We start from the raw sequence: 20,542 nt of genomic DNA, 5'->3' as shown, positions 1-20,542 counted from the left end.
CCAGGGGGCGTCAGGGTTACGTGAGGGGACTGGGGATGGCTCGACGTTGGTGGGCGCTTGTGTTTTTTATCCTGCTGGGCACTGTCGCCAATGCGCAGGACGCCGCGCCGACGCCTTCGGTCATTCATCTGGCCAGCGAAGACTGGGAAGATTACACCGCCGCCGATGGTCATGGCCTCGGCTGGGACGTGTTGCGCAAGGTGTTCGAGCCGGCCGGGGTGAAACTCGACATTCGTACCGAGCCTTACACGCGTTCCGTGGGGCTGGCTCAACGTGGCGAAGTCGATGCCTGTGTCGGCTCTTATCATGAAGAGACCAGTGATCTGCTTTATCCGCGCTGGAACTTCGACACCGATCATATCTACGCGCTGGGCCTCGCCAGTAATCCGGCACCGAGTCCGGAAACCCTGGGCAACTATCGACTGGCCTGGGTACGCGGCTACGACTACCAGAATTATTTGCCCAACGTGAAAAGCTACAACGAGGTCATCCGGCGCACCGGGATTCTGTCGATGCTGACCCACAACCGTGCCGACTATTACATTGATGCGCAGACTGAAGTCGATTACGTGGTCGGCCGGGCCAGGGATCCGTCGCAGTTCCGTAAAACCCATATCGCCGAACTGCCGCTGTACCTGTGCTTTGCCAATACGCCACAGGCCCGCACATTGATGGCGTTGTATGACCAGCGCATGGACCAGTTGGTGAAGAGCGGCGAGCTGAAGCCGATCTTCGAGAAGTGGAAGCAGCCGTATCCGTTCGTCTCGACGGATCACGATTGACCGGCTGGTAAAGAACCCTGTGGGAGCTGGCTTGCCAGCGATAGCGCTGGGTCAGTAACCGCAGTGGTGGCAAATATGACGCCATCGCTGGCAAGCCAGCTCCCACAGGGACGCAGTGTTCTTGGGGTAGTTATCAAACTTTTTGATCGTTATGCCCGATAATTCAGCCTAAGCGCCTGCCCAAAGCTGCTGTTACAATGCCGCCCAGCGAATCTTCAGACTTTTTTAGATCAGGAGCACACCGGTGCCTGTCGTTTTTGTCGCCGCTTCCAAGCTGCCAACGCCTTTTGCGCAATTCACCATGCACGGTTTTCTCGATGAAGCCACCGGGCGCGAGCACGTCGTGCTGAGCCTGGGTGATTTCGCCGACGGTGCCCCGGTACTCGGCCGGTTGCATTCCGAATGCCTGACGGGCGATGCCTTGTTCAGCCAGCGTTGCGACTGCGGCTCGCAACTCGAAGGCGCGCTCAAAGCCATCGCCCGTGAAGGTCGTGGCGTGCTGCTGTACTTGCGTCAGGAAGGTCGTGGCATCGGGCTGTTGAACAAGATCCGCGCCTACGAATTGCAGGACGGCGGCGCCGACACCGTTGAAGCCAACGAGCGTCTGGGTTTCGCCGCCGACCAGCGCGACTACGCCATGTGCCTGCCGATGCTCGAGCATCTGGGCGTCAAGTCATTGCGACTGATGACCAACAACCCGCGCAAGGTCAAAGCCTTGACCGACATGGGTATCACCGTCGCCGAGCGCGTGCCGCTGCACACCGGGCACAACCCGCACAACAAACTCTACCTGGCGACCAAGGCCAGCAAGCTCGACCACATGATGGGCAACGAGCATCAGGGCGAGGTCGACCGCGCGTGACCCGCGGTCAGGTGCGCCGTCGCCTCAGCGTCGACTGGTGGAAATACCTGGCGCTGGCGCTGGTGCCGTTGTTTGTCTTCAACGCACTGTTCGGTGAGGGCGAAGGGATCATGCCGGTGCTGGCGATGCCGTTCTTTATCGCCGGCGTGGCGTCGATGTTTGTCAGCCTGAAGTTTTTCGGCCGTTATAAACACGCACTGATCGCCACCCAGAAAGCCCTCGATACCCCTGAAGAACCTGCGGCGTGGATCGCTCTCGCGGCGCGTCGTCGCAGCGCCTTCCTTGTGGCTGCGCTGCCGGCGTGGATCGGCGCGCTGGCGGTGTTCGTCGGCCTCGAAGCGGTGCCCTTGATGCTGCTGGCGTTGTCCACGGCGGTGCTGTTCTACCTCTACCGTATTCCGCGTCAACTCGGTTGATGCGCCAACTCTGGCTGGCGCTTCTGCTGCTGGCCGCCAGTGCTCCGGCGCTGGCGAGTCTGCGCGTGGTCAGCCTCGCGCCGTCTCTGTCGGAAATCGTCGTTGAACTGGATTCAGCCGACCTGCTGGTCGGCGTGCTGGATGCCGGCGAGCGCCCGGCGGCCATTGCCGGAGTGCCTTCCGTTGGCCGCTATGGCCAGCTCGACATGGAGCAACTGCTCAGCCTGAAACCCGATCTGTTGTTGCTCTGGCCCGGCAGTGTCGGCCCGGCACAGCGTGATCAGCTCAAGCGTTTGAACATCCCCACATTCGTTGCCGAACCGCACAGCCTCGAACAGCTTTCCGGGCAGATCGAAGCGATTGCCGCTCAACTTGGTCGGCCTGAGCGGGGGCAGAAGTTGGCGGCGGATCTGCGCAAGACACTTGATGGCCTTCGCCAGCGCTATCGTCGCGACACGCCGCTCAAGGTGTTCTATCAAGTCTGGGACAAGCCGCTGTATACGGTGGGCGGAGGGCAGATCATCAGCGACGCGCTGCAGGTGTGCGGGGCGCGCAACGTGTTCGCCGACCTCAGTCTGCCGGCGCCGCAGGTGAGTATTGAAGCCGTGTTGCAGCGCAATCCCGAGGTGATTCTGGCGAGTGATCAGGCTCAGCTCGATGCGTGGAAATCCTGGCAGCAGGTGGCGGCGGTGACACAGGGGAAACTGCTGCTTGTCACTGACAAGGGCCTGGAAAGGCCCAGCGGGCAGATGATCGATGCGACAGCCAAGCTTTGCCACCTCATCGCGCCTGACGATAACCTGTAGTGAGGGGATTTATCCCCGACCGGCTGCGTAGCAGCCGTAAACCGGTGAGCTCAATCTGGCTGATTCACTGAGGTGTCTGTATTGGGGCTGCTTCGCAACCCATCGGGGATAAATCCCCTCGCCACAGTTGATCGAGTTTGATCTTAGAGTTGCGGCGTCCAAGTGACGCCAAACATCCACGCCCGACCTTCCTCGCGATAACCATACTGGCTGCCGTCATAGCTGTAATTCGCCCGGCTGTAGCCCTTGTCCAGCAGGTTATCCACCTTCAGATCCAGCTTGATCTCGCGGTTCAGCGCCCAGCTGCTGCGCAAGCCGAACAATGCATAGCCGCCCAACGACTGCCGGTTATCCCGGTCGTCATAGCTGCTGCTTACCGCCTGCCAACTGGCGCCGAGGCTCAGACGGTCGAACTGCCGATCCAGATCCCAACTCAGCGTGCGCCGTGCACGCCGCGCCAGGGTATGGCCAGTATCGCGGTCGCGTGGGTCAATGATCGATACGCCAAGGTTGCTCTGCCAGCCGAACAGTTGCTGTTTCAGCGCCGCTTCAAAACCGTTGATCCGCGCCGAGGCGACGTTCTCAGGTCGTGAATTGCTGCCGAAAATGATCGCGTCTTCCAGGTCCGTACGGTAAATCGAGGCTTCGAGACGGCTGCTGTCGCTCAACTGGCTGCGCCATTGCAACTCGTAGCTTTTCGAGGTTTCCGGTTTCAGGTTCGGATTGCTGAAGTCCGGGTAGTACAAGTCGTTGAAGGTCGGCGCGCGGAAGCCTTCGCTGTAGCTGAGCAACAGGTCGTTGTCCGGATTCAACGGCAGGGTAAAGGTGCCGCTCCAGGTGTTCTGGCTGCCGAATTGCTGGTTGTCGTCGTGACGCAGGCCCAGTTCGGTGGAGAAGCTGTCGGCCTGATAGCGATGCTGGATGAACGCGGCGCGGTTCCAGCGGCTGTCCTCATCGAACGCGGTGCTGCTGTTGACCCGGTCTTCATACCAGTCGCCGCCAAGGATCAGGCTGTTACGTGCGTCGAGGGTCAGGTCGTTCTGCCAATTCATCGAATCGCGGTAGGTGTTGAACACCGTGCGTTCATCGCTAAGCTTGTCGAGGGTCTTCTCGCGGTTCTCGGTATGGCCGAATTCGACGCGGGTTTTCCAGGTTTCGTTGATCCGGGCATCGACGTAACTGCTGACGCTGCTGACGTTGAAATCGCTGTAAGGCTGCTGCTGCACCGATTCGAAAGTATTCATGTCAAAACGACCGAATGGGTTGTCGAATTCGCTCTTGCCACGGTTATCCAGCAGGTTGGCACCGACTTCGATGTCATCAGTCAGTGCATGACTGAGACTCAGGCTGAGAGACTTGTTGCGGTAAGCATCGTGATCGCTATCGCTGGGATATGACTCGTGGGTGCGATCAATGCCGGCGGTTTCATCGAGACTGGCGCCGAGGTTGAAGCGGGTTTTGTCATCGCCGCCAGACAAGCCGAGGCTGCGCTCCAAGGTCTGGTTGCTGCCGACGCCAGCATGCAGGCGCGGCTGCAAACCCTGCTCAGTGCCGCGCCGGGTGAAGATCTGAATCACCCCGCCAATCGCGTCGCTGCCGTAAATCACCGAACGCGAACCGCGCAGCACTTCAACGCGCTCGATCTGCTCGATGTTCAGGTGTTGCAGGTTGCTGTCGCCGGAAGTGGAACTGCCGATGCGCTGGCCGTCGACCAGCACCAGACTCTGCGCCGACTGCGTGCCGCGAATATAAATCCCGGGCAGACTGCCACGCCCGCCGGCCTGCGCCACCTGCACGCCCGGCACCCGACGCAGCAGGTCTGGCACATCGCTCGGTTGCAGGCGGTCGATGTCTTCGCGGGTAAATACAGTGTTGGCCGCGCTGCTGTCGTTGCGTGCTTCGACCTGGCGGTTGGCGCTGATCAGCGTGTCAGGCAGCTTCAGCGCTTGATCGCGTTCGAAGGTGTCGGCGAGGGCGCTGGCGGCTGGCAGCAGAAGGAAGGGTAGGGCGAGGCGCGAGAGTTTCATCGGGCAGTCCAATGGTGTTTCAGGTGTTCACAAATTTTTGGAGTTCTACAAAACACTGTGGGAGCGGGCTTGCCCGCGATGAGGCCGGCACATTCAACATCAATGTTGACTGTGCCGACGCCTTCGCGGGCAAGCCCGCTCCCACATGGGGTATTGCATGTATCCAGCGATTTAGCGGTTGAGCAGTTCCAGACGCTCGCGGATCGACGCTTCGATTCCGGCCTCATCCAGCCCGCACTCCGCCAGCATCTGCGCCGGTTTCGCGTGCTCGACGTAGCTGTCCGGCAAGCCCAGATGCAGCATCGACTTGAGAATATTCTCGCGTGCGAGAAATTCGCTGACCGCGCCACCGGCGCCGCCCATGATCGCGTTCTCTTCGATCGTCACCAGCAACTCGTGGCTGCCGGCAATCTCGCGCACCAGTGCCTCATCCAGCGGTTTGACGAAACGCATGTCGACCACCGTCGCATCCAGCTTCTCGGCGACTTTCAGCGCCTCGGTCAGTTGCACGCCGAACACCAGCAGAGCGACGTTGCTGCCCTGGCGACGGACGATGCCCTTACCTATTTCGATAGGCTCGAGATCTTTCTCGATGGTCGCATTCGGGCCGCTGCCGCGCGGGTAACGCACCGCCGCCGGGCCGTTGTACAGGTGGCCGGTGGTGAGCATTTTGCGCAATTCGTTCTCATCGCTCGGAGTCATGATGAGCATGCCCGGGATGCAACGCAGGTACGACAGATCGAAACTGCCGGCGTGGGTCGGGCCGTCTTCGCCTACCAAGCCTGCACGGTCAATGGCGAACAGCACGTCGAGGTTCTGCACCGCCACATCGTGGACGAGTTGATCGTAGCCACGCTGGAGGAATGTCGAGTAGATCGCCACCACCGGTTTCGCGCCTTCGCAGGCCATGCCGGCAGCGAACGTCACCGCGTGCTGTTCGGCAATCGCCACGTCGAAGTAGCGCAGCGGGAAGCGTTCGCTGAACGCCACCAGATCCGAGCCTTCCTTCATTGCCGGGGTAATCCCGACCAGGCGTGGATCAGCCGCCGCCATGTCACACAGCCACTCGCCGAACACTGCCGAATACTTCGGCCCGCCGGCTTTCTTCGGCGCAGCGGCCGGGGCGTCCAGCGGTTCGAGTTTGGTGATTGCGTGGTAACCGATCGGGTCGACTTCCGCCGGGGCGAAGCCTTTACCTTTTTTGGTGACGATGTGCAGGAACTGCGGGCCTTTGAGGTCACGCATGTTGCGCAGCGTAGCGATCAGCGTTGGCAGGTCGTGGCCGTCGATCGGGCCGATGTAGTTCCAGCCCAGCTCTTCGAACAGCGTGCCGGGGACCAGCATGCCTTTTGCGTATTCTTCGGTGCGACGGGCGATTTCCCAGGCGCCTGGCAGGCGCGACAGGACTTTCTTGCTGCCCTCACGCATGCTCGCGTAGGTGCGGCTGGAAAGGATCTTCGCCAGATAGTTCGATAGACCGCCGACGTTGCGCGAGATCGACATGTCGTTGTCGTTGAGGATCACCAGCATGTTGGCGTCGACTTCCGGCGCATGGTTCAGCGCCTCGAAGGCCATGCCCGCCGTCAGTGCGCCGTCGCCGATCACGGCAATCGCCTTGCGATCACTGTTTTGCAGGCGGGCGGCAATCGCCATGCCCAGCGCTGCACTGATCGAGGTGCTGGAGTGGCCGACGCCAAAGGTGTCGTACTCGCTCTCGGAGCGGCGCGGGAAAGCGGCGATGCCATTCTTCTGGCGCAGGGATTCCATGCGCTCGCGGCGACCGGTGAGGATTTTGTGCGGATACGCCTGATGACCGACGTCCCACACCAGCCGGTCGTCCGGGGTGTCGAAGACGTAATGCAACGCGATGGTCAGCTCGATGACGCCCAGGCCGGCACCGAAATGCCCACCGGTCTGGCCGACCGTGTAGAGCAATTCCAGGCGCAACTCATCGGCCAGGGTTTCCAGCTCGGCTTCGCCTAACCGGCGCAGGCCGTCCGGCGTATTCGCGCGGTCGAGCAGGGGCGTGGTCGGGCGCTTGCGGGGAATCTCATGAAACGTCGTGGGCATCAGGCGAATCGTTATAGGTATAAAAGATGCGGCAGTTTACCTGATGCATCGCCCCCTGCCCACGCGTTGGTCTTTTTTGGCTGATTCGCCGTCAGTTGCGGCGCTCGACGATATACCGGGCCAGCTCGCGCAACGGCTCGGCTGCCGCGTCAAACGGTCGCAGGGCGTGCAGGGCCTGATCGCGCAGTTCCAGGGCATAGGCCTTGGCGGCGTCCAGACCGAGCAGGGCCGGGTAGGTCGGCTTGTCGCGGGCAATGTCGGCGCCCTGGCGTTTGCCGAGGGTTTCGGTATCGCTTTCGACGTCGAGGATGTCGTCCTGCACCTGGAAGGCGAGGCCGATGGCCTGTGCATAAGTCTGCAGGGCCTTGAGTTCATCCTGCTCGGCCCGGCCGCTGGCCAGGGCGCCGAGTTTGACGCTGGCCTCGATCAACGCGCCGGTCTTGTGCCGGTGCATCTGTTCGAGGGCTTTCTGATCGAGCTTCAGGCCAACCGAGCCGAGGTCGATGGCCTGACCGCCGACCATACCCGCCGGGCCTGCCGCATGCGCCAGCGTTGTGACCTGTTGCAGGCGAATGTCTGTGCTCAGATCGCTCAGGCGCGGGTCGAGCAGGGCGCTGAACGCCAGGCTCTGCAAGCCGTCACCGGCGAGAATCGCGCAGGCTTCGTCGAATTTCTTGTGGGTGGTTGGCTGGCCGCGACGCAGATCGTCGTCGTCCATCGCCGGCAAATCGTCGTGCACCAGCGAATAGGCGTGGATCAGTTCAACGGCGCAGGCCGCGCCGTTGGCCTGCTCTGCCTTGCCGCCGAGCGCTTCGCACGCGGCGTAGGCCAGTAGTGGACGCACGCGTTTGCCGCCGTTCATCACGCTGTAGCGCATCGCTTCATACAGGCGCGCCAGCTCTGGCAGCGGAGAGTTGAACAGGGTTTCCAGGGCCGCGTTGACCCGGGCCTGACTGGTCGCCGAATACGCTGCAATCATTCTGGCTGTTCCGCGTCGAAGGGTTCCTCGGCGAGTTCGCCATCGCGCTCCAGCAGCACTTGCACCTTCTGCTCGGCTTGCGCCAGCGCTGCCTGGCAGTCACGGGTCAGGCCGATGCCCTGCTCGAAAGCGGTCAGCGAGTCTTCCAGCGACAATTCACCATTCTCCAGACGCTCGACCAGTGTTTGCAGGTCGGCGAGGGACTGTTCGAAATCCAGTGCAGCTTTTTTGCGGGCCATGGCGGCGATTTCCGGTTGACGTTAAACCGGCGCGACACTAGCAGATAGGGGGGTTATGGGCAAATAAGGTACCTGGTCCAAGGCCGTGCACATAACCCTGTGGCGAGGGGATTTATCCCCGATGGGTTGCGCAGCAACCCCAAAACCAGCAACCGGCTCTGTCAGGAATACCGCACATGGCGATATACGACTGCTGCGCAGCCGATCGGGGATAAATCCCCTCGCCACAGGAGGCGGTCAGATCGGAAAATCGTCCGGGTAATTGATTTGGTAGCGCGTACTTCGCCCGCCCCCCGGCAAGCGTTCCAGGCAACCCTTTTCCAGCAGTTCCGCCAGATGTCGGGTCGCCGTGGCTTTGGACACTTTCGCCACAGCCTGATACTGCGCCGCACTGATGCCATGCTCGAACCCACGCTCCCCGCCGTCGAGCAAGCGATTGAGAACCTTGACCTGCTCAACCGACAGTTCGGATTCGCGATGTGCTTGCCAGAATCGCGTTTTGCTCAGCACACTTTCTATACGCACGATGGCTTGTTGCAGGCTGCGCAGCAGTGTCTGCAGAAACCACGTTAGCCATTCAGTGATGTCCAACGTGGCTTTCTGGCTGGATTCGAGTGTCCGGTAATAGCCGCCGCGATCGTCGAGAATGCTGGCCGACATGGCATAAAAACGGATTGCCCGGGCTTCACCTTGGGCCAGCGCCAGATCGGTAATGGTTCGGGTGAGTCGGCCGTTTCCGTCGTCGAACGGGTGCAGTGTGACAAACCAGAAATGCGCGATGCCGGCGCGCAGCAGAGGATCGAGTCCAGCTTCATGCTGACTGGTCTCGAACCACTTGAGGAAACGCTCGAGTTGCTGCTCAAGGCCATGCCTCGGCGGGGCCTCGAAGTGCACGGTCGGACGCTCGATTCGTCCGGAAACCACTTGCATCGGCTCATCACCGCGCAGCGCACCGACGTTGATTGCGCGTGACGAAAGACCATTTTCCTGTTCTGGAAACAGCAGCGAATGCCATTCCAGCAAACGCTCCAGCGTTAGCGGCTCTGCGAAACACCGGGTAGCGTCGTGCATCAGTTGCGCAAGGCCTTCACTACGTGGACTGACGTTCTCGTCATCAGCCATTTTCAGCCCGAGGCGCCGCGCCAATGACGAGCGCACCGAGCCGACATTCAATTGCTCACCCTCAATGGCCGAGGAGGTCACAATGTTTTGCAGCAAGGCATCAAGTTCGGCTTGAGCGCTGAGGGAATTGCTCACTGAGCCGGCCATGCCCAGCAATTGGCCTTGCGCCTGCACACACTCGCGCAGCAACAGCGTGAGGCGGTCTGCCTGCCAGTTGAAGTCGGGCCAATCGGGTTGCTGCCAGATCCAGTGCGTCGCCATAAAGTGTGGTTCCTGAGCGTGTGAGCCGAATAGAAATGCTATTCGGCTCATTTAGTGAGCCGAATATGACGGCTATTCGGCTCACCGTCCACCAAGAGGACGTGATTCTCACCGCAAATCCAGATGTATCCGATTGTTAAAAAACTGCCGAATGGCTAATCTTCGCGCCTTCTACGACCCGACAGTCACGGGTCTTTCAGACGAAACGCAGTTTTCACCGCTGTGAAGTACCGAGGATCGGGTGCAAGGTTTCGTTCAGGCATGGCAGGAGGCATCACATGCGTTCATTTCTTATGCTGCTGATCGGGTTGGCCTGCGCGCCCGCGCTGCTGGCCGCGCCGACTGCCGAGTTGGCGGAACCGGTGGGCGGCTGGCGTTATCACGGTTTGCTCGACCGCACGGAAAACCCGCAAGTCGCCTACCCGACGCCGCCGATCGATCGCGGCATCCAGCGTAATCGCACAATGATCGAAGGCCAGCTCAAAGCCATCGGCCATATGCGCCCGCCGCACAGCCTCGCCGTCAACGGCAATCCCCTGAATCTGTACACCGACGACCAGGGGCGATTTGCCCGCCCGTATGCGTTTGGCGCGGGGTCGAACAGCGTCGAGGTGATCAGCGCCGAAGGCCAGTCGCTCAAGCGTGTGCAATTTTATGAAGCAAATAACCTGCGCACGCCGGCGAAAATTCGTCTTGTCTTGGGATGGGACGATCCGAAAGCCGAACTTGATCTGCACATTGTCACGCCCGATGGCCAGCATGCCTTTTGGGCGCGGCCGGCGCTGAGCAACGGCGGCGGTCTCGACCCGGATGGCGTCGATGGTCCCGGTCCGGAGATGTTCACCATGACCGCGCCGCTGCATGGCACCTATCTGGTTTACGTCAACTATTGGGGCAACTACGGTAACGGCGGCTATAACTTCGATGAGACCAGCAACCAGAACGAGGTGATTACCTCGCAAATCACGCTGGTGCTCAACGAAAACACCGTCGACGAAAAACGCGAGACCTTCATCGTGCCCCTGCGGGCGATCGGTGATCTGCTGCTGGTCAAGACTTTCAACTATTAAGCATCCCGCCACGGATGAAATCGGGCTTTGAGAAGATGAGCGATAACATTGTTACTTCGGCTGCCGACACGCCAGCGGCCAAACCTTCGCGGCGCTGGCCTTTGCTGCTGGCCGGGTTGTGCCTGGTGGCCGGCATGGCGGGTGGTTTTGGCTGGCTGCTGCTCAAGCCCAAGGCACCGCCGGCGGAATTGGCCAGCGACAAGCTTGGCCTGAGCCGTCCGGATGCGTTGCTCGAAACCCGCTCCCTGAGCCAGTTGCCCAAAGACCTGCTGACGGTGCCGTTCCTCAAGGCCACGCTCACCGAAGATTTCGTCTTCTATTACGAAACCCACGCCGACCGCCTGGGCCTGATCGGCAGTCTGCGCCGGATCATCTACGAGCATGACCTGAAGCTGCAGGACAGTTTGATCGAACAACTTTTCGATCAACCCGCGGACGTTGCGCTGTGGCGCGGCGCTGATGGCCGCTTGAAGGATTTCCTGCTGGTGATGGATCGCGGCGGGCTGGCGAAACTGCTGGAGCCACTGGCGAAAGTCGCGCTGGATGACACGCAGCTTAGCCAGATGGGTGAACTCAAGGTCGGTGGCGATACCGTGCCCCTGTTTCAACTGACCTACAACGCCAGCAAAGCCCTGTTGTTCGCCTCCCACGGCGACAAACTGGTGGTGCTGTCCAACCCGGCCAAGTATTACGACCCGGAAAGTGGCGTCTCTGAAGAGTCGGGTCACGTTTCGCCGCAAGCGCTGGCGGCCCTGCTCAACGGTGAAAAACTGTTCCCGGAAGCCTTCGGCCTGCCAGCAAAAAAACCTGAGACCAAACAGCGTCTCTCGGTCAACTCCAGCGTCCTCGCCATGGGTTATCAGCGTTTTATCCCGAACTTCGCCGGGCTGCGCTTCGACATGGACGACAAGGGTTGGCACAGCTACCTGGCCATGGACGAACTGGACAACCAGCCGGACTTCGATTTCAAACCGGTGTGGCAAGCGATGCCGCTGGGTGCGAGTGCTTGCGTGACCTTGCCGGTCGCGGCTGAACCACAGAAACCTCTGCTGGTGAAACTCGGCGCCGAAGAAGCCGTCGCGCAGACCCTCACCGAGCATGTGGCCGGCGCTGCGGGCCTGTGCTGGTACGCCGATTCACGTTTGTACACGCCATTGCTGGTCGCCAGTCTGAAGGACGAGGACAGCAGCAAACTCGACGGCGACCTCGGCAAACTGTTCGGCTCGATGGTCGGTGCATTCGAGTCCAACGTTGAAGAAAACGTCTTCCCGGTGGTCGAGAAACAACAAGGTCAGAGCCACGTCTGGCAGCGTCAGGTCAGCTCCAATTTCGGCCCCTATGCGGCGAAGACTGCCGAGAATCCGGACGCGATCAGCGGCAAGGCGTTCATGAAAGTCAGCCTCGCCCGCCACGGCTCGACACTGCTGTTTTCTCTCGACGACAAACTCGTCGACAAGGCTCTCGGCACGCTCGACAAACGCTTCCCGCCGATGGCCGACGTACTGCCCAAAGACGTGCTGATGCCGATCTACTTCGGCCCGGATTCGATGGCGCAACTGATGCAGCAGGAAACCCTCGACAGCCTGCCGCAGGACATGGAACCGGTGTTCTACAACGCCGCGCAAACCTACCTGATCCCGAAACTGCGCACCCTCGGTGGCTACGGCAAATATGCCCTGACCCTGCCCGAAGGCAGCGAGCCTGACGGCCACTGGCAGTGGTTGCCGCTGGAATGGAAAGCGCTGTGACAGCACTGATCCGCAGCCTCGGCCTGCTCGCGTTGTTGCTCAGCGCGGGTGCCCGAGCCGTTGAGGCGCCAGCGCTGGATCCAGCACAGTCCCAGGTATTTCGCGCCTGGTTCGTGCGCATCGCTCAGGAGCAACTGAGCCAGGGTCCAAGCCCGCGCTGGTATCAGCAGGATTGTGCCGGGCTGGTGCGTTTTGCCGCCAACGAAGCGCTGAAAGTCCACGACGACAAGTGGCTGCGCAGCAATGGCCTGTCCAATCGCTACCTGCCGCCGGAACTGTCGCTCAGCGACGAGCAACGCAAGCTCGCCCAGCAATGGCAGCAGGGTGGCGGCAAGGTCGGGCCGTACGTCAACGCAATCAAACTGATTCAGTTCAACAGTCATCTGGTCAGCCGCGACGTGTCCCAGGCACGCCCCGGCGACCTGATGTTTTTCGATCAGGGCGACGACCAGCACCTGATGATCTGGATGGGTCGCTACATTGCCTATCACACCGGCACCACCACCCCCACTGACAACGGCATGCGTTCGGCAAGCCTGCAGCAACTCATGACATGGAAGGACACCCGATGGATACCCGACGCAGCCAACCCCAACTTCATCGGCGTCTATCGACTGAACTTTCTCTCCCAATGACCGGTGCCCGCATGCTGCGACTCTGCGCTCGAATTCCCCTGCTGCTGGCGCTGTTGCTGCCATTGGCGACCGTCAACGCTGAAGACTCGGTGGAGCCAAGCGGCTACACGCCGGTCTCCGGTGAAAGCTTCTTCCTGCTCGCCGACAGCAGTTTCGCCGCCGACGAACAGGCGATGGTGCGCCTTGAAGCGCCGGGCCGCGACTACCGCCGGTTCCGCATGGAACCGTACGGCGGCGCGGACATTCGCGTGTATCGCATCGATAAGCCGCTGGACTTCCTCAAGCGCCAGAAGAACCTGCACCGCGTGGTCAGTGACGGTCAGTTCAAGGGTGAAGGCCTGTCCAATACCCTCGCGTATCTGTGGGACAACTGGTACCGCAAATCCCGTCGGGTGATGCAGCGTGCGTTCTCCTACGAATCGCGCAAACAGGTCACCGAGGAAGTGCCGGAACTGAAGATGGGCAATGCCATCGCCGCGCCGACGCCATACGACGCACAGCCGCAATTTGCGCTGATCCCGGGTCTGCCGGTGGTCAGCCAGTTCCGTTATCCGCTGTGGCAGGCCAAGCCGATTCAGCCGCCGGCCGGGGTCAATCTGGCCGGCTCTTCCAGCGACTTCGTCAGTGTCGCGCCGGGCAACGTCTACATCCCTCTGGGCAACCTGAAGCCGGGTCTGTATCTGGTCGAAGCACTGATCGGCAAGTACCGCGCGACCACCATGGTTTTCGTCTCCAACACCGTTGCCGTCAGCAAGATTGCCGGTGATGAGTTGCTGGTCTGGGCTGCGCGCAAACACGAAGGCAGTTCGGTGCCGAAGGTCAATGTGCTGTGGACCGATGGACTCGGCGTGATGAGCAGCGGCGCCACCGATGCCGATGGTTTGCTGCGCTTGAAACACGTCAGCCCCGAGCGTTCGTTCGTGATTGGCGAAGACGAAGAGGGCGGGGTGTTCGTCTCCGAGAACTTCTATTACGACAGCGAAATCTACGACACCAAACTCTATGCCTTCACCGACCGGCCGCTGTATCGCCCGGGCGATTGGGTGTCGCTGAAAATTGTCGGTCGCGAGTTCAAGAATGCACGGGATTCGGTGTTGCCGGGGGCGGCCGATGTCACTGTCAGCGTGCTGGATGCGACGGGCACCGAATTGCAGCGTCTCGATTTGAAACTCGATTCGAAGGCCGGCACTCAGGGCCGTTTCCAGTTGCCGGATAACGCCGTGGCCGGTGGTTACGAGATTCGTTTCCACTATAAGGATCAGGCCTACAGCAGCGCCTTCCGTGTTGCCGAGTACATCAAGCCGCACTTTGAAATTTCGCTGAACCTGGCCAAGCAGGAATACCGCACGGGCGAACCGGTCAAGGGCAGCCTGGTGCTGCTCTACCCAGACGGTAAACCGGTGGCCAACGCCAAGCTGACCCTGAGTCTGCGTGCCCAGCAATTGTCGATGGTCGACAACGAGCTGCAATACCTTGGGCAATTCCCGGTGGAACTGACTAGCACCGAACTGACCACCGACAGCAAGGGCAACGCGACCCTCGACCTGCCGGCCGCCGACAAGCCGAGCCGCTACATGCTCACCGTGTTTGCCAGCGACGGCGCGGCGTATCGGGTCAAGACCACCAAGGAAATCCTCATCGACCGGGGCGCGGCAAGCTTCCGCTTGAGCGCGCCGCAACGCTTCAGTGCCGTCAATGACAAGGTTGCGTTCAGCTACGCCAACGAGGGCGGCACCGAGCAGAGCAAAGCGGTCACGCCGAGCAGTTACGCCTGGGTGCGTCTGGAAGACCAGAGCACCGGCGAGGGCAAGCTTGCGGCCAAGGACAAAGGTTTCAGCATTGCCTTCGAGCGTCCGGGTACTTACAACCTGACATTGAAGGATCAACACGGTCGCGTACTCGGTGCCACCGGCCACTCGGTCACTGGCGATGGCGTCAAAGCGGTGCCGGGCACCGTGGAAATCGTCCTCGACAAACCGGAGTACAAGTCCGGCGATGAAGCGCTGGCGTTGATCACCTTCCCGGAGCCAGTGAGCGATGCACTGCTGTCGCTGGAGCGTGACAAGGTCGAAGCCACCGCGCTGCTGGCCAAGGGTGGCGACTGGCTGAAACTGGAAAAACTCAGCGACACCCAATACCGCGCGCGCATCCCGGTGAAGGACAACTTTGCGCCGAACCTGACCTTCTCCGTGCTGTACACCAAGGGTGGCCAGTACAGCTTCCAGAACGCCGGGATCAAGGTGATTGCCCCGCAAATCGACGTGGCGATCAGCACTGACAAAGCGGTTTATCTGCCGGGTGATACCGTCACCGTCGACCTGACCACGCAGTTCGCCGGCAAAGCGATACCGGCGCACCTGACCGTCAGCGTGGTCGATGAAATGGTCTACGCGCTGCAACCGGAAGTTGCGCCGACCATCGACCAGTTCTTCTACCACCCGCGTCGTAACAATGTGCGTACCAGCGCCAGCCTGTCGTTTATCAGTTACGACGTGGCGTTGCCGGGCAGCCCCGGCGCGCCTGGCAAGGCCAACCGCAGCGAGCGCGGAGTGAAAGTGCTGGAGCGTCCGCGTCGCGAAGACGTCGACACCGCCGCATGGCAACCAGAGTTGTTGACCGGTGCTGACGGCAAAACCCGTTTCACCTTCAAGATGCCGGACTCGCTGACCCGCTGGCGCATCACCGCGCGGGCGATTGCCGATGACGGTCAGGTCGGACAGAAGAAGCAATTCGTCCGCTCGGAAAAACCGCTGTACCTGAAGTGGAGCGGCCCGAGCAAATTCCGCAAGGGCGATCAGCCGCAGCTCGGCGTGTTCGCGTTCAGTCAGGCCGAGAAACCGGTGAAGGCTGAACTGGTCACCCATTACGCTGGCACCGAACAGCGCCTGCCGGTGACCCTGAACAACGGCATCAACTACCTACCGCTGCCAGCATTCACGTTGGCCTCCGGCGAGTGGACGGCGGAGCTGGTGCAGGACGGCAAAACTGCCGACTCCCTCGCTGTGCGCCTGAGTGCGACGGGTGACGGCTGGCAAGTAACGCAGACCCAGAGCCTCGACGTGGCCAGCGGCGACACACCGCTAAGCCTGCCGGCGGACGCCACCGACATTCGCCTGCGTCTGGATGACAGTCCGCAAGCGTTGTTCCGTTCGGCCCTCGATGATCTGCTGAGCTACCCGTACGGCGGCGTCGAGCAGACGGCCAGTCGTTTGTTGCCGTTGAGCATCGCTTATCCATCGCTGGCGTCGAACCCGCAAATCCGCGATCGCTTGCGTCTGATCATGCAGAACAGCCGTCTGCGTCTGGTGCAAATGGCCGGGCCGTCGGCGAGCTTCACCTGGTGGGGTTACGACGGTGAGCCTGACGCGTTCCTTACCGCGTACGCCTATTACGCCGACTGGAACGCCAGCCAGGTGCTGGAATTGACCCTGCCGCCGGAGCATTGGCAGCGGGTGCTGGAGGTCTATGCCAAGCAGGCGCCGAACACGCCGCTGCTGCAACGGGCGCTGATTCTGTCGTTCGCCAAGCAGATGCATTTGCCGGTTAACACGCTGCTCAGCGGTTTGATGGACGATCTGGCCAAGGCTGGTGAAGGCAACGCCGAAACCCTGATGGACGATGGCGGAGACAGTCTGGTGATGAGCGATCCGCAATCGGCGCTCGGTCTGGCCGCGGCGCGAGTCTTGACCGCGTCGCTGGCCACGCAATCGAAAGTGGCATTGCCCGAAGCGTTCAATCGTCAGGTAGGTGCGGCGCAACAACGTCTGTCGGTCAGCTCGCAGCCTTTCGCCGAGGCGCTTAATCTGTCGCTGCAACCGTTTGATCAGGCTCGTGCGACGGCGTTGCTGCAACGCCTGCTGCCACAGCAATCGACCCTCGAACGCGCCTTGGCGCTGAGCTGGTTGCAACGCAGCATCGCTCAGGCGTCGCCGACCATCGCGCTGACCCCGGGAGAAGGCTGGAAGAAAAATTACGGCGCGACCGGCGAGATGTTCTGGACATGGCAGGGCGCGACGCCGGTGCCGAGCGTGTTGTCCGTCTCGGGCACTCAAGAGCGTCCGCTGCGCGCCGCGCTGAGCTTCCAGACCCAGCAACCGGCCGTCGATCCAATGGCCGTGACCATCACCCGTCGTCTGTCGCGACTGGTGCCGGGCGACGAAGCGTTCACCTTCAAACTGGAGGCGGTCGGCACTAAGCCTCTGTCCAGCGACAGCCTGTATCTGGACGAAGTGATCCTCACCAGCAAAGCGCCGAAGCCGCTGCGCTACGGCATGCTCGAAGTGCCGCTGCCACCGGGTGCCGATGTCGAACGCACCACGTGGGGCATCAAGTTGCAGGGCAAGGACGGCACCGAGCCGACCGCGCTGGAGAAGGCGCGCTTCGAACCGGGGCAACTGGCCTACGCGGTGCCGGTGGATGCGCTGAGCGGCGAATTGCGTCTGCGTCATCTGGTGCGGTTCTCGCAGAAGGGGCAGTTCAGCCTGCCGCCGGTGCGTTTCACCCAGGTCTACGCGCCGCAACATCAGGCTCAGGAAGCGAAAGCCGCCCTCGGTCAGGTCACGGTCAACTGACATGACCCGGCCGCTGTTGTGGCTGCTGTTATGGCTGATTCCTGCGCTGGCGACGGCGCAGGACGAGCCGTTGCGCGTGGCGTACAAGGGTGAGTTGTTGTCGTTGAGTCAAACGCAGCTGATTGCTCGCGAACCGTTGCCGTCTTCGCTGGATGCACCGCTGGGCAGTCTGTGGAAGTTGTTCGTTTATGCGTGGCTGGTGGATACCGGTGCACGCGAACCGGCTTATGAATGTCGCGGGCAGTCGAAAGAGGAAGTCTACTGCTGCTCGGCGGGCGGCAAGATCGAGCGTGATCAGGCACTGGTGAAATCCTGCGGGTTGTACTTTGAACCGGCGCGATTGGGCATTTCGTCTGCCGATTGGCGCACGTATTGGCAGGCTCGGCAGGCGCCGTCGTGGTTGCTGGAATTGCCTTCCGTGCAGCCGGCCACGCGGGTTTCTGTGGCTGACTTGCTCAAGGTGTTGGCTTCGCTGCCAGCGCAGGAGCAGATGCGCCGGGTGTTGCTCGATGTGGTGCTGAACGCTGCCGACGGCAATGTCGTCGGTGAACTCGGCGGACGCCTGCGGGTGAAAACCTGGAGCTGGCTCGGCGATCAGGATCGGCATTCGCGGCAGGGTGGTTTTGCTGGTTGGACGGCTGATGGCTCGCCGCTTTGGGCTGGTGGACGCGGCACCAGTCAGATGGTTTTGCGGCATTACGGTCAGGCACTGGCGACGGTGTTGCCAGCGGCATGGCCGGCAGATGTGGGACGTTGTGTTGAAGTCGGATTGTTCTCGCGCTATCCGCTCACGCGGGTTTTGGCTGACGAGCGGGTGGTGACATCCGGCCCGTTGCAGGGCGACTACCGCATCGAATTCGCCAATGGCAACGCGCTGGATATCCACAGCGACGGCGAACTGTTTCTGCTCAACGACAAACTGGTCGCAAGGCTTGATCGCGAAGAGTACGTCGCCCGCGTCCTTGAGCGCGAAGCCAAACCGCAACCTGTCGAAGCGGCCAAAGCGCTGGCCGTGGCAATCCGCACTTATCTGCTGCAAAACGCCACACGCAACGGCGACTGCCTGAGCATCGATGACAGCAGCAATCGCCAGCGCGTCGCACCACGGCCAGCTTCGGTGGACTCACGCAACATCGCGGCGTGGACGGCGGATCTGGTGTTGGCCGGCAGCACCGTCACCTATCACTCCGATCAACCCGGCCCGGACAAACTCGCCTGGCAACAAGCCGTCGAGCAAGCCAAGGCCGGTCAACGTTACGACGCGATTCTGCTGCACGCCTACCCGCGCGCCAGCCTCAGCCGCTGGGATAACCCGGTCGCTTCCTGCGAAGCACTGCCCGCTGCGCAAGACTGGCTGCAGAAACAACGACGCGGCTGGCGCCCGAAACTGGAAAGCGAAACCGGCTACAACGAAGTCAGCACTTTCGCCGTGTGCAAACTGGCGTTCGGCAGGCCCTTCGTCGACCGCGAACGCCAACGTATCTACGTGCGCGGCGTGCTGACTCTGCAGGATCGCCTCGACCTGACTCACGAATATCTGCACCTGGCCTTTGAAGCACATCCCAATGGCCAGGATGAAACCTACATTGAAGGGCTCGCCCGTCACCTCTTGCTGGAATAGGCCATGACACTCCGTTATCCACAGGTCTTGCTGCTGCTCTGCACGTTGACCGCGCTATCGCCGGCCATCGCCGCCGACAGCGTCAAACTCGACACCCCGATCGGCGGCTGGCGCAGCGGCGCCCCCGAAGGCGAGGGTGAAAGCTTCCGCCAGACCGTTAACTACCCGGCCTCGTCGGTAAATACCCCGGTCGGTCAGGCCAACACCGCCCGCATCAGCGGCGAAATCAAAGCCACGCCAAAGAGCCGCGAGCCCGGCCGCTTGATCGTCAACGGCGTCAGCATGCCGTTGAAAATCGACGACAGCGGGCGCTTCGACCGCCCGTTCTCCTTCCCCAACGGCAGCAACAGCGTCGAAGTGCGCAGCCCCGACGGGCAACAACGTCACCGCACGCAGTTCCTCAACACCAGCGGCGGCGCCACCCCGGCCAAGCTGCGCGTTCTGCTGGCGTGGGACAGCGACGGCACCGACCTCGACCTGCACCTGATCACCCCCGACGGCGCGCACATCTGGTACGGCGACCGCACCGCCGCCAACGGCGCAGCGCTCGACGTTGACGTGACCACGGGTTACGGCCCGGAAATCTTCGCCATGCCGGCGCCGATCAAGGGGCAGTATCTGGTGTACGTAAACTACTTCGGCGGTGGTTATCGCAGCGATGAAGACGGCAGCGATGAAGCGGTGCAACCGCTGACCACCGCGCAAGTCACGGTGATCACGGAGGAAGGAACTCCAAGCGAGAAAATGGAGACCTTCCTGGTGCCGATGCGGGCGGTGGGGGAGTTGACCTTGGTGAAGTCCTTCAGCTACCCGTGAATCACCTAATCATTTAGGAAAAACACCGCACAGGGCATTGCCTTCGTAACCGTGAACAATCGGCCCCAGCACCATGAGTGGGCCGCAGGCGTAGAGCGGGGATGACACTGTTTGTTGCGTGTCGAGCAGAACAACTTCCCTGCCGAATTCGTCGCTGCCAAAGGATTGCTCGTAGTACGAACTGCACACCGGCAGCTTCAACGGCACCGGGATCACCAGCGCCCAGACCGTGATCCCGCACCATTCGCGGGTGGGAGTTGATGTTGCTGTTCGGGTGATTTGCGGGGTGATCGAGCGGTAACTTTGCGCTCTGTAGGCATCGGTTTTCAGTGTGACTTTTTCCGGGAGGGAGATGCCTACTCCGACGCATGCGGAAAGACAGAGGTACAGCGTTATTGCGGCGGCGGATTTCAGTTGTGAACTCAGAGTGCGGGGGATCAATTTTTAACTTCCTTGTGGAGTGATTCTCGGACTTATAGCTTGGCCAACTACGTTGGACGGCTACTTAAAGGGTTTC

General features: G+C 61.3%; 16 protein-coding genes. 10 read left to right on the top strand and 6 right to left on the bottom strand.

Translation table 11 applies throughout. The annotated features are described in order from the left end of the window. Window positions 1-35: 35 nt before the first annotated feature. The 4 genes from ACVVH8_RS26405 to ACVVH8_RS26390 all read left to right on the top strand — a co-directional run bounded on the left by ACVVH8_RS26405 (window position 36) and on the right by ACVVH8_RS26390 (window position 2,866). Window positions 36-782, top strand: a complete 747-nt coding sequence (locus tag ACVVH8_RS26405; RefSeq protein WP_103303727.1) for a substrate-binding periplasmic protein — start codon at window positions 36-38, stop codon at window positions 780-782. A gap of 244 nt (window positions 783-1,026) precedes the next feature. Then, on the top strand, window positions 1,027-1,644 hold the full coding sequence (gene ribA, locus ACVVH8_RS26400) for a GTP cyclohydrolase II (RefSeq protein ID WP_103303726.1): 618 nt from the start codon (window positions 1,027-1,029) through the stop codon (window positions 1,642-1,644). Then, window positions 1,641-2,060 carry an MFS transporter gene (locus ACVVH8_RS26395; RefSeq protein WP_103303725.1) on the top strand — a complete coding sequence of 140 codons (420 nt, stop codon included), beginning with the start codon at window positions 1,641-1,643 and terminating at the stop codon, window positions 2,058-2,060. Before ribA ends, ACVVH8_RS26395 begins: the two co-directional genes overlap by 4 nt. Continuing rightward, a complete protein-coding gene (locus ACVVH8_RS26390) occupies window positions 2,060-2,866 on the top strand; it encodes a cobalamin-binding protein (protein WP_475227142.1) in 807 nt (268 codons plus the stop codon). The genes ACVVH8_RS26395 and ACVVH8_RS26390 overlap by 1 nt, the downstream gene beginning before the upstream one ends. Window positions 2,867-3,009: 143 nt before the next feature. Here the strand turns inward: ACVVH8_RS26390 and ACVVH8_RS26385 are convergent, their stop codons facing one another. The 5 genes from ACVVH8_RS26385 to ACVVH8_RS26365 form a co-directional block, all read right to left on the bottom strand. Continuing rightward, window positions 3,010-4,893 (bottom strand): TonB-dependent receptor domain-containing protein, encoded by a 1,884-nt coding sequence (locus tag ACVVH8_RS26385; protein ID WP_475227139.1) that lies wholly within the window; start codon window positions 4,891-4,893, stop codon window positions 3,010-3,012. 171 nt (window positions 4,894-5,064) lie between these two features. Then, window positions 5,065-6,963, bottom strand: a complete 1,899-nt coding sequence (gene dxs / locus ACVVH8_RS26380; RefSeq protein ID WP_103303722.1) for a 1-deoxy-D-xylulose-5-phosphate synthase — start codon at window positions 6,961-6,963, stop codon at window positions 5,065-5,067. Window positions 6,964-7,054: 91 nt separating this feature from the next. After that, window positions 7,055-7,942 carry a (2E,6E)-farnesyl diphosphate synthase gene (gene ispA / locus ACVVH8_RS26375; RefSeq protein WP_475227135.1) on the bottom strand — a complete coding sequence of 296 codons (888 nt, stop codon included), beginning with the start codon at window positions 7,940-7,942 and terminating at the stop codon, window positions 7,055-7,057. Continuing rightward, window positions 7,939-8,181 carry an exodeoxyribonuclease VII small subunit gene (locus ACVVH8_RS26370; RefSeq protein ID WP_003228627.1) on the bottom strand — a complete coding sequence of 81 codons (243 nt, stop codon included), beginning with the start codon at window positions 8,179-8,181 and terminating at the stop codon, window positions 7,939-7,941. Before ACVVH8_RS26370 ends, ispA begins: the two co-directional genes overlap by 4 nt. 237 nt (window positions 8,182-8,418) lie before the next feature. Continuing rightward, window positions 8,419-9,564, bottom strand: coding sequence for a Fic family protein (locus ACVVH8_RS26365; RefSeq protein ID WP_475227132.1), 1,146 nt, complete (start codon window positions 9,562-9,564; stop codon window positions 8,419-8,421). A gap of 278 nt (window positions 9,565-9,842) precedes the next feature. Between ACVVH8_RS26365 and ACVVH8_RS26360 the strand changes: the two genes are divergently transcribed. The 6 genes from ACVVH8_RS26360 to ACVVH8_RS26335 are packed head-to-tail and all read left to right on the top strand — an operon-like array spanning window position 9,843 to window position 20,025. Next, on the top strand, window positions 9,843-10,634 hold the full coding sequence (locus ACVVH8_RS26360; RefSeq protein WP_103303720.1) for a YfaP family protein: 792 nt from the start codon (window positions 9,843-9,845) through the stop codon (window positions 10,632-10,634). 35 nt (window positions 10,635-10,669) lie between these two features. After that, complete coding sequence (locus tag ACVVH8_RS26355) at window positions 10,670-12,382, top strand: DUF2138 domain-containing protein (protein WP_475227130.1); 1,713 nt, start codon at window positions 10,670-10,672, stop codon at window positions 12,380-12,382. After that, the gene (locus ACVVH8_RS26350) at window positions 12,367-13,017 is read left to right on the top strand and encodes a DUF1175 domain-containing protein (RefSeq protein WP_034153738.1); all 651 of its coding nucleotides are present in this window, start codon (window positions 12,367-12,369) and stop codon (window positions 13,015-13,017) included. Before ACVVH8_RS26355 ends, ACVVH8_RS26350 begins: the two co-directional genes overlap by 16 nt. After that, the gene (locus ACVVH8_RS26345) at window positions 13,014-17,588 is read left to right on the top strand and encodes an alpha-2-macroglobulin family protein (protein WP_475227127.1); all 4,575 of its coding nucleotides are present in this window, start codon (window positions 13,014-13,016) and stop codon (window positions 17,586-17,588) included. The genes ACVVH8_RS26350 and ACVVH8_RS26345 overlap by 4 nt, the downstream gene beginning before the upstream one ends. 1 nt (window position 17,589) lies before the next feature. Further along, on the top strand, window positions 17,590-19,209 hold the full coding sequence (locus ACVVH8_RS26340) for a DUF2300 domain-containing protein (RefSeq protein WP_475227124.1): 1,620 nt from the start codon (window positions 17,590-17,592) through the stop codon (window positions 19,207-19,209). A 3-nt stretch (window positions 19,210-19,212) separates the two neighbouring features. Continuing rightward, a complete protein-coding gene (locus tag ACVVH8_RS26335) occupies window positions 19,213-20,025 on the top strand; it encodes a YfaP family protein (RefSeq protein ID WP_103303717.1) in 813 nt (270 codons plus the stop codon). Window positions 20,026-20,034: 9 nt separating this feature from the next. Here the strand turns inward: ACVVH8_RS26335 and ACVVH8_RS26330 are convergent, their stop codons facing one another. After that, window positions 20,035-20,466 carry a hypothetical protein gene (locus ACVVH8_RS26330; RefSeq protein ID WP_103303716.1) on the bottom strand — a complete coding sequence of 144 codons (432 nt, stop codon included), beginning with the start codon at window positions 20,464-20,466 and terminating at the stop codon, window positions 20,035-20,037. Window positions 20,467-20,542: the final 76 nt, after the last annotated feature.

It is taken from the genome of Pseudomonas trutticola BRTCR10, from assembly GCF_056155105.1.
Note: the sequence above shows the minus strand (reverse complement) of the source record. Positions and strands in the feature narration are given on the sequence as shown.